Origin of the sequence: Pseudaquabacterium pictum (assembly GCF_005403045.1) — a bacterium.
Taxonomy (GTDB): Bacteria; Pseudomonadota; Gammaproteobacteria; order Burkholderiales; family Burkholderiaceae_C; genus Pseudaquabacterium; species Pseudaquabacterium pictum.
On the sequence record NZ_BJCL01000005.1, the window covers coordinates 212613 to 227236 of the forward strand.

The 14624-nt window shown below is 68.3% G+C and carries 13 protein-coding genes; 10 read left to right on the top strand and 3 right to left on the bottom strand.

Going from position 1 to position 14624, the window contains the following annotated elements; translation table 11 throughout:
- Window positions 1–117: 117 nt before the first annotated feature.
- The 10 genes from ftsH (at window position 118) to phoR (ending at window position 11092) form a co-directional block, all read left to right on the top strand.
- Window positions 118–2034 (top strand): ATP-dependent zinc metalloprotease FtsH, encoded by a 1917-nt coding sequence (ftsH, locus tag FFT10_RS12250; protein WP_137733104.1) that lies wholly within the window; start codon window positions 118–120, stop codon window positions 2032–2034.
- Between the two features lie 80 nt (window positions 2035–2114).
- Entirely contained in the window at window positions 2115–2978 is an 864-nt protein-coding gene (gene folP / locus FFT10_RS12255) for a dihydropteroate synthase (protein ID WP_137733105.1), read from the top strand.
- Window positions 2975–4306, top strand: a complete 1332-nt coding sequence (gene glmM, locus FFT10_RS12260) for a phosphoglucosamine mutase (protein WP_137733106.1) — start codon at window positions 2975–2977, stop codon at window positions 4304–4306. The genes folP and glmM overlap by 4 nt, the downstream gene beginning before the upstream one ends.
- A gap of 146 nt (window positions 4307–4452) precedes the next feature.
- A complete protein-coding gene (pstS, locus tag FFT10_RS12265; RefSeq protein WP_137733107.1) occupies window positions 4453–5499 on the top strand; it encodes a phosphate ABC transporter substrate-binding protein PstS in 1047 nt (348 codons plus the stop codon).
- A gap of 102 nt (window positions 5500–5601) precedes the next feature.
- A complete protein-coding gene (pstC, locus tag FFT10_RS12270) occupies window positions 5602–6570 on the top strand; it encodes a phosphate ABC transporter permease PstC (protein ID WP_137733108.1) in 969 nt (322 codons plus the stop codon).
- Entirely contained in the window at window positions 6567–7451 is an 885-nt protein-coding gene (gene pstA, locus FFT10_RS12275) for a phosphate ABC transporter permease PstA (RefSeq protein WP_137733109.1), read from the top strand. The genes pstC and pstA overlap by 4 nt, the downstream gene beginning before the upstream one ends.
- A gap of 27 nt (window positions 7452–7478) precedes the next feature.
- Window positions 7479–8264, top strand: coding sequence for a phosphate ABC transporter ATP-binding protein PstB (gene pstB / locus FFT10_RS12280; protein ID WP_137733110.1), 786 nt, complete (start codon window positions 7479–7481; stop codon window positions 8262–8264).
- Window positions 8265–8281: 17 nt separating this feature from the next.
- Window positions 8282–8989: a phosphate signaling complex protein PhoU gene (phoU, locus tag FFT10_RS12285; RefSeq protein ID WP_137733111.1), complete on the top strand. Its 708-nt coding sequence runs from the start codon at window positions 8282–8284 to the stop codon at window positions 8987–8989.
- Between the two features lie 15 nt (window positions 8990–9004).
- Complete coding sequence (gene phoB / locus FFT10_RS12290) at window positions 9005–9718, top strand: phosphate regulon transcriptional regulator PhoB (protein WP_137733112.1); 714 nt, start codon at window positions 9005–9007, stop codon at window positions 9716–9718.
- Between the two features lie 24 nt (window positions 9719–9742).
- On the top strand, window positions 9743–11092 hold the full coding sequence (gene phoR, locus FFT10_RS12295; protein ID WP_137733113.1) for a phosphate regulon sensor histidine kinase PhoR: 1350 nt from the start codon (window positions 9743–9745) through the stop codon (window positions 11090–11092).
- 10 nt (window positions 11093–11102) lie between these two features.
- Here phoR and FFT10_RS12300 read toward each other — a convergent pair whose 3' ends face one another.
- From FFT10_RS12300 to rho, 3 genes are all read right to left on the bottom strand, one after another.
- A complete protein-coding gene (locus tag FFT10_RS12300; RefSeq protein WP_137733114.1) occupies window positions 11103–12788 on the bottom strand; it encodes a glycosyltransferase family protein in 1686 nt (561 codons plus the stop codon).
- A 106-nt stretch (window positions 12789–12894) separates the two neighbouring features.
- Window positions 12895–13167: a type B 50S ribosomal protein L31 gene (locus FFT10_RS12305; protein ID WP_137733115.1), complete on the bottom strand. Its 273-nt coding sequence runs from the start codon at window positions 13165–13167 to the stop codon at window positions 12895–12897.
- A 173-nt stretch (window positions 13168–13340) separates the two neighbouring features.
- Window positions 13341–14606, bottom strand: coding sequence for a transcription termination factor Rho (rho, locus tag FFT10_RS12310; protein ID WP_137733116.1), 1266 nt, complete (start codon window positions 14604–14606; stop codon window positions 13341–13343).
- Window positions 14607–14624: the final 18 nt, after the last annotated feature.

Below are 14624 nucleotides of genomic sequence, written 5' to 3' on the forward strand. Positions count from 1 at the left end.
CCCGGGGCTTGACTGGACTAGAATCAGCCCCATCTGTTGTCAAGCCGGGTGGGTTCGCAGGCGCTGCGGGCGCATCCCGTTTCTTGATTTGCAGAATGATTGGCTGAAGGAGCCGCGGTGAACAATCAATGGTTCTCGAAGGTCGCTGTCTGGCTGGTGATCGCACTCGTGCTGTTCACCGTGTTCAAGCAGTTCGACCGCGGGGTGTCTTCGGGTCAGGTGATCGGCTATTCCGAGTTCCTGGACGAAGTGGCGGCGCGCCGCATCAAGTCGGTGGTGTTGCAGGAAGGCCAGGGCGGCACCGAAATCATCGCGCTGACCACCGATGACAAGCGCATCCGTGCCACCGCCACCTACCTCGACCGCGGTCTGGTGGGTGATCTGCGCAACAACAACATCAAATTCGACGTCAAGCCGCGTGAAGAGCCCTCGCTGCTGATGAGCCTGCTCGTTAGCTGGGGCCCGATGCTGCTGCTGATCGGCGTGTGGGTGTACTTCATGCGCCAGATGCAGGGCGGCGGCAAGGGCGGTGCCTTCAGCTTCGGCAAGAGCAAGGCCCGCATGCTGGACGAGGCCAACAACTCCACCACCTTTGCCGACGTCGCCGGTTGCGACGAGGCCAAGGAGGAAGTGAAGGAACTGGTCGACTTCCTGAAGGACCCGCAGAAGTTCCAGAAGCTGGGCGGGCGCATCCCGCGCGGCGTGCTGCTGGTGGGCCCGCCCGGAACCGGCAAGACCCTGCTGGCCAAGGCCATCGCCGGTGAAGCCAAGGTGCCGTTTTTCAGCATCTCGGGCTCCGACTTCGTCGAAATGTTCGTCGGCGTGGGTGCGGCCCGTGTGCGCGACATGTTCGAACAGGCCAAGAAGAGCGCGCCCTGCATCATCTTCGTCGACGAGATCGACGCAGTGGGCCGCCACCGCGGTGCCGGCCTGGGCGGCGGCAACGACGAACGCGAGCAGACGCTGAACCAGATGCTGGTCGAGATGGACGGCTTCGAGACCAACCTCGGCGTGATCGTGATGGCGGCCACCAACCGGCCCGACATCCTGGACCCGGCCCTGCTGCGCCCCGGCCGCTTCGACCGCCAGGTGTATGTGACGCTGCCCGATGTGCGTGGCCGCGAGCAGATCCTGAATGTGCATATGCGCAAGGTGCCGATCGGCCAGGACATCCGTGCCGACATCCTGGCGCGCGGCACCCCGGGCTTCTCGGGTGCCGATCTGGCCAATCTGGTCAACGAAGCGGCATTGTTCGCCGCGCGCCGCAGCGGGCGCGTGGTGGAGATGGTCGACTTCGAGAAGGCCAAGGACAAGATCATGATGGGCCCCGAGCGGAAGTCCATGGTGATGCCCGAGGAAGAGCGCCGCAACACCGCCTACCACGAGGCTGGCCATGCCTTGGTGGCGCGCCTGATGCCCAAGACCGATCCGGTGCACAAGGTCACCGTCATTCCGCGCGGCCGTGCGCTGGGCGTGACGATGCAGCTGCCCGAGGGTGACCGCTACAGCATGGACAAAGAGCGCATGCTCTCCACCATCTCGGTGCTGTTCGGCGGCCGGATCGCGGAAGAAGTGTTCATGCACCAGATGACCACCGGCGCCAGCAATGACTTCGAGCGCGCCACCGCCATCGCCCGCGACATGGTCACCCGCTACGGCATGACCGACGAGCTGGGTCCGATGGTCTATGCCGAGAACGAGGGCGAGGTGTTCCTGGGCCGGTCGGTCACCAAGACGACCAGCATGTCGGAAGAGACGATGCGCAAGGTCGATTCGGTGATCCGCCGCATCATCGACGAGCAGTACACCATCGCCCGCAAGCACATCGAGGACAACCAGGACAAGATGCACGCGATGGCCAAGGCGCTGCTCGAATGGGAAACCATCGACGCCGACCAGATCGACGACATCATGGACGGCAAGCCGCCGCGCCCGCCCAAGGACTGGACACCCAACCCGCGCACCGGCGGTTCGGGCCCGGCCAGCGGTGGTGGCGCGGTCAACACCGACGGCGCACCGGCCACCGCAGCCTGACGCTGCGGCCGGCGACAGTGACACGGGGCCCTTGGGCCCCGTTCTCGTTCCGGCCGAGACACCCACCGACGCCCCACGCCATGCATTGGCAGACCACCCGCCACCGCATCGCCCTGGACCAGCCGTTGGTCATGGGCATCGTGAATGCCACGCCGGATTCGTTTTCCGACGGCGGCTTGCATGCCGATGCGCCATCGGCCCAGGCGCACTGCGAGCGCCTGGTGCGCGAGGGCGCGCACATCCTCGACATCGGTGGTGAATCCACCCGCCCGGGCGCCCGCACGCCCGACCTGGCGGAGGAACTGGCGCGGGTTCTGCCGGTGTTGCGCCATGCCGTCACCCTGGGCGTGCCGGTGTCGGTCGACACCAGCCGGCCCGAGGTGATGCGAGCGGCGCTCGACCTCGGCGTGGACATCATCAACGACGTGCGGTCGCTGGCCCGGCCCGGCGCGCTGGCGGTGGTGGCCGACCACCCGGCTTGCGGTGTGTGCCTGATGCACATGAACGGCGAGCCTGGCGTGATGCAGCGGGATCCGCACTACGACGGCGATGTGGTCGACAGCGTGGTGCACTGGCTGCGCGACAGGCGCGCCGCGGTGGTGGCCGCCGGCGTGGCCGCCGAGCGCATCACGCTGGATCCGGGCATCGGATTCGGCAAGACAGCGGCACACAATTGGGAATTGTTGCGCCGCCAGCATGTTTTGCTGGCCTTGGATCAGCCGTTGCTGGTCGGCTGGAGCCGAAAATCCACCCTGGGGCAGTTGACCGGGCGGCCGGTGGACGGCCGCCTGCCGGCCAGCCTGGCGGCGGCGCTGGCCGCCGTGCAGCGCGGTGCCAAGGTGGTGCGGGTGCACGACGTGGCCGCCACCGTGGATGCACTGCAGGTCTGGGCGGCTGCCGGCCTGCCCGAGACAACATCAACACAGGGACAAGACAGACCATGAGCAGACGCTACTTCGGCACCGACGGCATCCGCGGCACCGTGGGCCAGGCCCCGATCACGCCGGATTTCATGCTGCGCTTGGGTCATGCGGTCGGCCGCGTGCTGCGCCGCAGCATCAAGCGGCCGACCGTGCTGATCGGCAAGGACACCCGCATCTCGGGCTACATGATCGAAAGCGCGCTGGAGGCCGGCCTGGTGTCGGCCGGTGTCGACACGCTGCTGACCGGCCCGCTGCCGACCCCGGGCGTGGCCTACCTGACCCGCGCGCTGCGGCTGGACCTGGGCGTGGTGATCAGCGCGTCGCACAACGCCTATCCCGACAACGGCATCAAGTTCTTCTCGGCCAAGGGCGAAAAGCTCCCGGATGACTGGGAGAAGGCAGTGGAAGCCGCGCTGGAGGAGACGCCGCAGTGGGCGGATTCGGCTTCGCTCGGCAAGGCCAGCCGGCTGCGCGATTCCCACGGCCGCTACATCGAGTTCTGCAAGTCCACCGTCGACAAGGACATGTCGCTGCGCGGACTGAAGGTGGTGGTGGATGCCGCCCACGGTGCGGCCTACCAGGTGGCGCCCGACGTGTTCCATGAACTTGGCGCCGAGGTGGTGGCCATCGGTTGTGCGCCCGACGGCACCAACATCAACGATGGCGTCGGCGCCACCGCGCCCCAGGCCCTGGTGGCCGCGGTGGCCCAGCACGGTGCCGACTATGGCGTGGCCCTGGATGGCGACGCCGACCGGCTGCAGCTGGTCGACCGCAGTGGCCGGTTGTTCAACGGTGACGAGCTGCTCTATGCGATGGTGGTGGACCGCCTGGCCCAAGGCCAGGCCGTGCCCGGCGCGGTGGGCACGCTGATGACCAACATGGCGGTGGAACTGGCGCTGCGCGCGCGCGGCGTGCCGCTGGTGCGTGCCAAGGTGGGCGACCGCTATGTGCTGGAGGAACTGGCCGCGCGCGGCTGGCTGCTGGGCGGGGAAGGCTCGGGCCACCTGCTGGCGCTGGACAAGCACACCACCGGCGACGGCATCGTCAGCGCGCTCCAGGTGCTGCAGGCCATCCAGCGCGCCCAGGCCTCGCTGGCCGACCTGCTGGCCGATGTGACGCTGTTTCCGCAGACGCTGCTGAACGTGCGCCTGCCCAGCCTGGCTGGCTGGCAGGACAACCCGCACCTGGCAGCTGAAACCCGCCGGGTGGAGGCGGAGTTGGGCGACGCCGGCCGGGTGCTGATCCGCGCCTCGGGCACCGAACCGGTGCTGCGGGTGATGGTCGAATCACGTGATGCGGCCCAGGGCCGGGCACTGGCCGAGCGGCTGGTCGCGGCGTCCCGGCGCTGAGCGCCGCGCCGCCGTGTGACGGTGGCATGACAGGCTGATGCCCCGGCGGCTGGTTTGTGACAGTCGGTCATCGACTTGTCACATGCCCTGCCTACAGTGCTGGTTGTTGCCAAAACAGCCACTTCTGCACTGAAAGGCCCCTGCCCATGACCACCAACCCGCTGCGCGCCACCCTGCTGGCGCTCTCCCTGACGTTGCCGATGGTGCCCGCCACGGTGCTGGCCCAGGATGTGACCGGTGCCGGCGCCACCTTCCCGGCGCCCGTGTACGCCAAGTGGGCCGACGCCTACAACAAGGCCACCGGCGCCCGCATCAACTACCAGTCGGTCGGCTCCGGTGCCGGCATCCGCCAGATCAAGGCCAAGACGGTCGATTTCGGCGCCACCGACATGCCGCTGACCGACGAAGAGCTGGCCAAGGACGGCCTGCTGCAGTTCCCCACCGTGATCGGCGGCGTGGTGCCGGTGATCAACATCAAGGGCATCGCCCCGGGCCAGGTCAAGCTGACCGGCGCCGTGCTGGGCGACATCTACCTGGGCAAGGTGACCAAGTGGAACGACGCCGCGCTGACCGCGCTGAACCCCGGCGTGCCGCTGCCTGATGCCGAGATCTCGGTGGTGCGCCGTGCCGACGGCTCGGGCACCAGCTTCATCTTCACCAACTACCTGAGCAAGGTGAACGCCGAGTGGAAGGCCAAGGTCGGCGAGGGCACGGCGGTGAACTGGCCGGTGGGCGCGGGCGGCAAGGGCAATGAAGGCGTGGCCGCCTTCGTGCAGCGCCTGCCCAACTCGATCGGCTATGTCGAGTACGCCTACGTCAAGCAGAACAAGATGACGTTCACGCTGATGCGCAACAAGGATGGTCAGTTCGTCGCGCCTGACGACACCGCCTTCAAGGCCGCCGCCGCCGGTGCCGACTGGAACAAGACCTTCTACCAGATCACCACCGACCAGCCCGGAAAGACCGCCTGGCCGCTGACCAACCCGACCTACATCCTGATGTACAAGACCCAGGACAAGCCGGCCAGCGGCTCCAACGCGCTGAAGTTCTTCGACTGGGCGTTCACCAACGGCGACAAGGCCGCCGACGACCTGGACTACGTGCCGCTGCCGGATTCGGTCAAGGCCCTGGTGCGCAAGCAGTGGGAAACCCAGATCAAGGATGCCGGCGGCAAGCCTGTGGCCTTCAAGTGACGCCTGCGGGCTGACCGGGCGCAGCAGCAGCGCACTTCTCCCCTACAGTCGCGTGGAGCCACCGTGGCCGCAACCTTCCCCGCCAATCCAGCCACTGACCGCGTGACACCACAGCAGCAGCCCCCCCAGCGCCGCCGCGTCGCCCCCTGGGGTGACGCGTTGTTCTCTGGCCTGGCCCATGGCGCCGCCTGGCTCACCTTGGCCCTGATGGCCGGCATCATCGTCTCGCTGTTCGTTGGCGCGGCGCCGGCCATCCAGGAGTTCGGCCTGGGCTTCCTGTGGTCCACCGAATGGGATCCGGTCAAGGAGAAGTTCGGCGGCCTGGTGATGATCTACGGCACGCTGATGACGTCGTTCATCGCGCTGGTCATCGCCGTGCCGGTGAGCTTCGGCATCGCGCTGTTCCTCACCGAGATGTCGCCCGGCTGGCTGAAGCGGCCGCTGGGCATCGCCATCGAGCTGCTGGCGGCGGTGCCGTCCATCGTGTACGGCATGTGGGGCCTGCTGGTGTTCAGCCCCATCCTCAGCACCTATGTGCAGCAGCCGCTGCAGAAGCTGCTCAAGGGCGTGCCCTTCCTGGAAACCCTGGTCTCCGGCGCGCCGGTGGGCATCGGCATCCTGTCGGCCGGCATCATCCTGGCGATCATGGTCATCCCGTTCATCGCGGCGGTGATGCGCGACGTGTTTGAGGTGACGCCACCGATGTTGAAGGAATCGGCCTACGGCCTGGGTGCCACCACCTGGGAGGTGGTGTCCAAGGTGGTGCTGCCGTACACCAAGACCGGCGTGGTCGGCGGCATCATGCTGGGGCTGGGCCGCGCGCTGGGCGAGACCATGGCGGTCACCTTCGTGATCGGCAACTTCAACCAGCTGGATTCGCTGTCGCTGTTCGAGGCTGCCAACAGCATCACCTCGGCACTGGCCAATGAATTTGCCGAAGCAGGCGAAGGTCTGCACCAGGCCTCGCTGATCTACCTCGGCCTGGTGCTGTTCTTCATCACCTTTGTCGTGCTCAGCCTGTCCAAGCTGCTGCTGACCCGCCTGCGCAAGAACGAGGGCACCCGCTCATGAGCGTCAACGCCGCCGCCGCCTTCACGCCTGCCCAGCAGGCCAGCCGTCTGGCCATGCACCGCCGCCGCAAGGTGGTGAACGTGATCGCGCTCACCCTGTCGCTCAGCGCCATGGCCTTCGGCCTGTTCTGGCTGGTCTGGATCCTGATCGAGACCTTCCGTCTCGGTGTGGGCGGCCTGAACCTGGCGGTGTTCACCGAGATGACGCCGCCGCCGCAGGCCGAGGGCGGCCTGGCCAATGCGATCTTCGGCTCCATCACCATGGCCGGCCTGGCCACGCTGCTGGGCACGCCCATCGGCGTGATGGCCGGCATCTACCTGGCCGAATACGGCCAGAAGACCTGGCTGGGCGCCATCACCCGCTTCATCAACGACATCCTGTTGTCGGCGCCGTCGATCGTGATCGGCCTGTTCATCTATGCCGCGGTGGTGGCGCAGGTCAAGAGCTTCTCCGGCTTTGCCGGCGTGCTGGCCCTGGCGCTGATCGTGATCCCGGTGGTCATCCGCCAGACCGAGAACATGCTCAGCCTGATCCCCAACGCCCTGCGCGAGGCCGCCTATGCGCTGGGCACGCCGAAGTGGAAGGTGATCTCGGCGGTGACGCTGAAGGCATCGCGGGCCGGCATCATCACCGGCATCATGCTGGCGGTGGCCCGCATCGCGGGCGAGACGGCACCGCTGCTGTTCACCGCGCTGTCCAACCAGTTCTGGACCAGCGACCTGCGCGAGCCCATGGCCAGCCTGCCGGTGACGATCTTCAAGTTCGCGATGAGCCCGTATGAGAACTGGCAGAAGCTGGCCTGGGCCGGCGTCTTCCTGATCACGCTGGGCGTGCTGGCACTGAACATCCTGGCCCGCGTGCTGTTCCGCAACAAGCACTGACCGGCTCCCGCACAAGGTTCGAAGACCATGGATTCCTCCGTCTCCACCCCGATCACCGAGCGCGCCAAGATCTCGGTGCGCGATCTCAACTTCTACTACGGCGGCTTCCAGGCGCTGAAGAAGATCAACCTCGACCTGCCCGAGAAGAAGGTCACCGCCTTCATCGGCCCGTCGGGTTGCGGCAAGAGCACGCTGCTGCGCATCTTCAACCGCATGTTCGAGCTCTACCCCGAGCAGCGCGCCGAAGGCCAGATCCTGCTCGACGGCACCGACCTGCTGGACAAGAAGGTGGACGTGAGCCTGATCGGCGCCAAGGTGGGCATGGTGTTCCAGAAGCCGACGCCGTTCCCGATGTCGATCTACGACAACATCGCCTTCGGCGTGAAGCTGTTCGAGACCCTGCCGCGCATCGAGATGGACGAGCGGGTGGAATGGGCGCTGCGCAAGGCCGCGCTGTGGAACGAGGTCAAGGACAAGCTCGACCAGAGCGGCTCCGGCCTGTCCGGCGGCCAGCAGCAACGGCTGTGCATCGCCCGCGGCATCGCCATCAAGCCCGAGGTGCTGCTGCTCGATGAACCCTGCTCGGCACTCGACCCGATCTCCACCGGCAAGATCGAGGAATTGATCCACGAGCTGAAGAACGACTACACCGTGCTCATCGTCACCCACAACATGCAGCAGGCGGCGCGGTGCAGCGACTACACCGCCTACATGTACCTGGGCGACCTGATCGAGTTCGGCCCCACCAACGACGTGTTCACCAAGCCCAAGCGCAAGGACACCGAGGACTACATCACCGGCCGGTTCGGTTGATTCGAGAGGCATCCAGCATGACCGACAAGCATCTGTCCACCCAGTTCGACAACGAGTTGTCCGGCATCTCCACGCGGGTGCTGGAGATGGGCGGCCTGGTGGAAAGCCAGGTGGCGCAGGCGGTCTACGCGCTGTCCACCTTCAGCGGCGACGTCGCCACCCAGGTGCTCAAGGCCGAGGAGCGCGTCAACCAGATGGAGATGGAGATCGACCGCGATCTGTCGACCATCATCGCCCGGCGCCAGCCCACGGCGCGTGACCTGCGCCTGCTGATCGCCGTCTCCAAGACCATCGCCAACCTCGAGCGCATCGGCGACGAGGCGGCGCGCATCGCCCGCACGGTGCAGCGGCTGCTGAACTCGGGCGTGTCCAGCCGCATGCGCCTGCCGGTGGGCGACCTGACCTTCGAGTGCGAGCTGGCCACCAAGCAGCTGCGCAAGGTGCTGGATGCCTTCGCCCGCCTGGACACCGATGCCGCGGTGGAAGTGCTGCGCCACGATGACCAGATCGACCAGGAGTTCGACGGCCTGATGCGCAAGCTGATCACCTACATGATGGAAGACCCGCGCACCATCTCGTCGTCCATCGACCTGGTGTTCGTGGCCAAGGCCATCGAGCGGGTGGGCGACCATGCCAAGAACCTGGCCGAGCAGATCATCTACATCGTCAAGGGGACCGACGTGCGCCACAACCCGGTGGACACCGTCGAGAACCTGGTGCGCTGAGCGCAGGAGCGATCCATGAGTCGAATCGTGGTGGTCGAGGATGAATCGGCGATTGCCGAGCTGATCGCGATCAACTTGCGCCATGCCGGGCATGAGGTGACGCTGGCCGCCAGCGCCGAGCAGGCGCAGCGCGCCATCGATGCCGTGCTGCCGGACCTGGTGGTGCTGGACTGGATGCTGCCCGGCCAGAGCGGCCTGGCCCTGGCCCGGCAATGGCGGGCCAGCGAGCGCACCCGCGAGCTGCCCATCATCATGCTGACCGCCCGCAGCGAAGAGGCCGACAAGGTGGCCGGGCTGGATGCCGGCGCCGATGACTACCTGAGCAAGCCGTTCTCGACCAACGAGCTGATGGCCCGCATCCGCGCGGTGCTGCGCCGCAAGGCGCCCGAGGCACTGGAGGACATGGTCGAGGTTGCCGGCCTGCGGCTCGACCCGGCCACCCGCCGCATCAGCCGCCGCACCGGCGCCGGCGAGGTCGACCTGAAGATGGGGCCGACCGAGTTCCGTCTGCTGCATTTCCTGATGACCCACCCCGAGCGGGTGCACAGCCGGGCCCAGCTGCTCGACCGCGTCTGGGGCGACCATGTGTTCATCGAAGAGCGCACGGAGGATGTGCATGTCAAGCGCCTGCGCGAGGCGCTGGCCCCGGCCCAGGCTGCGGGCATGATCGAGACGGTGCGCGGGGCCGGGTACCGCCTCACCCAGCACGTCCCTGCGCTGCAGGCCTGAGGCCCGGCGCCTGCAGACCGCTTGATGGCCTGGTTCCTGCCGCGCCTGCTGGCGTCGTTCCTGGCGCTCACCCTGGGCGGCGCGCTGGGCGTGCTGGCCGGGGCGCTGCTGCGCTCGCCGGCCATCGGCGCCGTGGTGGGTGCCGGCTCGGCCGTGGGCATGGTGGTGCTGCGCGATGCACTGCATGCCGGCCGGCTGATGCGCTGGCTGCGCGACGGCCAGAACGGCGATGCGCCGCGCGATGCCGGCCTGTGGGGCGAGCTGGGTTACCGCATCGAACGCGCGCTGCGCCAGCGCGAGCAGGCGCTGGCAGTCGAGCACCAGCGGCTGGCCGAGTTCCTGTCGGCCATCGAGGCCTCACCCAACGGCGTGCTGCTGCTGGATGCCGACGATCACATCGCCTGGTGCAGCGCCGTGGCGGCCGACCACCTGGACCTGGACGCCCAGCGCGACCTGCGCCAGCCGGTGACCAACCTGGTGCGCATGCCGGCCTTCGTCGCCTACCTGCAGGACGGCGCCTGGCGCGAGCCCATCACCCTGGCCGCACCCGGCGGCCGCGGTACGCTGCAGGTGGTGGTGCGCGGCTACGGCGACCGACAGAAGCTGGTGATCACCCAGGACGTCACCGAACGCCTGCGCGCCGAGTCGATGCGGCGTGATTTCGTCGCCAACGTCTCGCACGAGATCCGCACGCCACTGACCGTGCTGGCCGGTTTCGTCGAGACCATGGCCAGCCTGCCGCTGAGCGGTGCCGAGCGCGGCCGCGTCATCACCCTGATGCAGCAGCAGACCGACCGCATGCAGGTGCTGGTGGCCGACCTGCTGCAGCTGGCCCAGCTGGAAGGCAGCCCGCGGCCGCCGGCCGACCGCTGGACGCCGCTGGGCCCGCTGCTGCAGCGCGCCGCCGACGACGCCCGTCGCCTGTCGGCCGGCCGGCACCTGGTGGCGGTGGACGCGCCCGAGGGCATCGATCTGGCCGGTCTGGACACCGAGCTGCTCAGCGCGGTGGCCAACCTGGCCACCAATGCCGTGCGCTACACGCCAGCCGAGGGCCAGATCCACATCGGCTGGCGCCAGCGCCCCGACGGCCAGGGCGAGATCGAGGTGCGCGACACCGGCATCGGCATCGCCCGCGAGCACCTGCCGCGGCTGACCGAGCGCTTCTACCGCGTCGACGGCAGCCGCTCGCGCGACACTGGTGGCACCGGGCTCGGCCTGTCGATCGTCAAGCATGTGGTGCAGCGCCATGGCGGCTCGCTGGAGATCGACAGCGAGCCCGGCAAGGGCTCGCGCTTCCGGCTGCTGCTGCCCGCCGGCCGGGTGCGCCAGGCGGCTGCCGTGCCGCAGACCGGCGAGACGGCCGGCACGGCGTGAGCCGGGCGCCTCAGCCCGGGCTGCGGCGGAAGACCACCACCGCCTCGCTGCGGTCAGTCGGCCGACGCTCGCGGGCCACTTCCTGCCAGCCCAGGGCGCGCTGCGTGGCCGCCAGTGCGTTGCCGCGCGCCAGGTCGGGCCCGCGCAATGGCAGCACCAGCATCAGCACCGGGCAGCGCCCGCGGGCGGCACGCGGCGTGGCATCCACCCGGCGCTGGCCGTGGAACTCCAGCGCCGCCACCAGCGATGGCGGCCCCTGCGGCACGGCGATGCACTGTCCGTCAGGCACATGGCGCACCAGCCGTTCGGCCAGCGGGCGGTTGCTGCGGCCGTAGTCCAGCAGCGGCAGCCACAGCGTCATCAGCAGCAGCCAGACCAGGGCCACACCACCGGCCGGCAGCACCACGCTCTTCCAGATCACCGCGCGGTGGCGGCCGGTGCGCCAGCGCACCAGGCCCAGCCAGGCCAGTGTGGCGGCGGCGGCCAGCACCAGGCCGGGCCACGACATCTGCGGCGCAAAGCCCGGCGCCAGGCGCAGCACCGTGCCCAGCGCCTTGGCCGGCGTGCCGGTCTGCATCGCGGCATAGAACACCCAGACGATGGCGGCGCAGACACTGAAGAAGAACACCGACAGCCAGTCGATCGCCGCCGCACCGCTGCGCTGCAGCGTGGGCAGGGCGAAGGCGGCCAGCACCGCAATGCCGGGCAGGCCCAGCATCAGCGCGCGGTCGGACCCGTCCATCGCCACGCTGGTGACGCCCGCCACCAGCAGCACCAGCAGCGGAATCGCCAGGTGGCGCTGCGCCAGGTGGCGGCGCCATTGCCACACCGTCCACAGCGCCAGCGGCCAGGCCGGCCACAGGAACCACAGCAGCAGCCGCGCCAGCGAGCCGACGTCCAGCGCTGGTGCCACCCGCCAGGCCCAGGCGCCGGACGGCCAGGCCAGCAGCGCGGCCAGCACGGTGGCGGCAGCCAGCCAGGGCCGCAGTGCCCGCAGCCCGGCGTCGGCGCTGCGCCAGAACAGCAGCAAGGCGCCGACTCCCAAGGCCACGGCCATGGCGGGCGCGCCGCAGGCGGCCAGCAGTGGCAGCGCAGCCAGCACGCCCAGGCGGGCCGGCCACACCCGGTGTGGCGCCGCTGCCCAGGCCCACTGCAGGCCGGCCACCGCCGCCAGCTGGGCCAGCTCGGGCGTGGTCTGGTGGCCCAGCTGCAGCAGGCCCAGGGTGGCGATCAGCACCAGCAGGGCGCCGTCGGCCATCGCGCGGGCGTAGTCGACCGGCGAGGCCTCGCCGCCGAAGGCGAAGGGCAACGGCTGCGCCGCGTCGCTGCGCGCCAGGTGGAAGGTCGCGTACCACACCGCCACCAGCGTCAGTACCAGCAGGGCGGCGAAGGGCAGGCGGGCCGCCAGCGCCGGGTCCAGCCAGCCGCTGCCGGCGCGGATGGCCAGCGCGCCGATCCAGTGCGGCAGCAGCGCGGCATCGGTGGGCACGCCGCCCAGCGCGGGCGCCAGCCAGGGTGCGCGGCCTTCGGCGATCGACAGCATCTGGCCGAAGGCCACCAGTTCGGCGCCGCGCCAGGGATCGCGCCCGAACAGCCCCGGCAGCACATAGGCGGCGCAGAACAGCAGCAGCGCCAGCCGCGGCAGGCGGCGCACGGCGTCCTGCGTCACCAGGGCGGGGTTGGGCTTGGGCGTCACCGGGGCGATGATAGGAGACGGGCGGGCATGAAAAAGGGCAGCCTGGGCTGCCCTGATCTGGGGCGCCGGCGCCTGATGGCCAGGCTGCCGGTGCCGCGGTGGCCGTTCAGGCCGCCGACTTCTTGTTGATGCCGAGGCTGGCGAACTTGTTGCGGAACTTCTCGACGCGGCCGCCCAGGCTGTCCACGCTCTTCTGCGTGCCGGTGTAGAACGGGTGGGTTTCGCTGGTGGTTTCCAGCTTGACCAGCGGCAGCTCACGGCCGTCGTCCATCTTCACGGTTTCCTTGGTGGCCACCGTCGAGCGGGTGACGAACTTGAAGCCGTTGGACAGGTCCACGAAGCACACTTCGCGGTAGTTGGGGTGGATGCCGTCTTTCATGGGAAACCTTTGAGCGCTGATTGCCGGAAGCCACGCTGCACCATGCAGCGCACTTTCCCGAAGCGGAAAACCGCGGATTATATGCTGACTTGGGGAGGGCTCTCACGGCCTCGCAGAGCTCGGCCCGTCCGGCAGGCGAGAAACAGTCCGCAGGGACTGTTTCCCGTCCGGCCTCACCCACCGCGCCGCATCATGTCGAAGAAGTCCAGGTTGTTCTTGGTCTGCTTCATCTTGTCGAGCACGAACTCCATCGCCTCGATTTCGTCCATGTTGTAGAGCAGCTTGCGCAGGATCCAGGTCTTCTGCAGGATTTCCGGCTTCAGCAGCAGCTCTTCGCGGCGGGTGCCGGTCTTGTTGATCAGGATCGACGGGTACACCCGCTTCTCGGCCATGCGGCGGTCGAGGTGGATCTCGCAGTTGCCGGTGCCCTTGAACTCTTCGTAGATCACCTCGTCCATGCGGCTGCCGGTGTCGATCAGCGCGGTGCCGATGATGGTCAGCGAACCGCCTTCCTCCACGTTGCGCGCGGCGCCGAAGAACCGCTTGGGCCGCTGCAGCGCGTTGGCGTCCACGCCGCCGGTCAGCACCTTGCCGCTGCTGGGCAGCACGTTGTTGTAGGCGCGTGCCAGGCGGGTGATCGAGTCGAGCAGGATCACCACGTCCTTGCGCATCTCGACCAGGCGCTTGGCCCGCTCGATCACCATCTCGGCCACCTGCACGTGGCGGGCGGCGGGCTCGTCGAAGGTGGAGGAGATGACCTCGCCGCGCACGGTGCGGATCATCTCGGTCACTTCTTCCGGCCGCTCGTCGACCAGCAGCACGATCAGGTGGATCTCGGGATGGTTGGCCACCAGGGCATGCGCCATGTGCTGCATCATCACCGTCTTGCCGGTCTTGGGCTGGGCCACCAGCAGCGCGCGCTGGCCTTTGCCGATCGGCGCGATCAGGTCGATGATGCGGCTGGTGACGTTGTCTTCGCCCTTGTAGTTGTCACGTTCCAGCTTGAACGGCTCTTTCGGGAAGAGCGGCGTCAAGTTCTCGAACATGATCTTGTGCTTGCTCTCCTCCGGCGTGACGCCGTTCACCCGGTCGACCTTGACCAGGGCGAAGTAGCGCTCGCCGTCCTTGGGCACCCGCACCTCGCCCTCGATCAGGTCGCCGGTGTGCAGGTTGAAGCGGCGGATTTGGCTGGGCGACAGGTAGATGTCGTCGGTGCTGGCCATGTAGCTGGCCTCGATCGAGCGCAGGAAGCCGAAGCCGTCGGGCAGCACTTCCAGCACGCCATCGCCGAACACCTGCTCGCCAGCCTTGGCGCGCTTCTTCATGATGGCGAACATCAGCTCCTGCTTGCGCAGGCGGGCGACGTTGTCGATCTCCAGCGCCTCGCCCATCGTGATGAGTGCGGAGACGTGGAGCGCCTTCAGTTCGGAAAGATGCATGGGTGGATCACCGGGAGG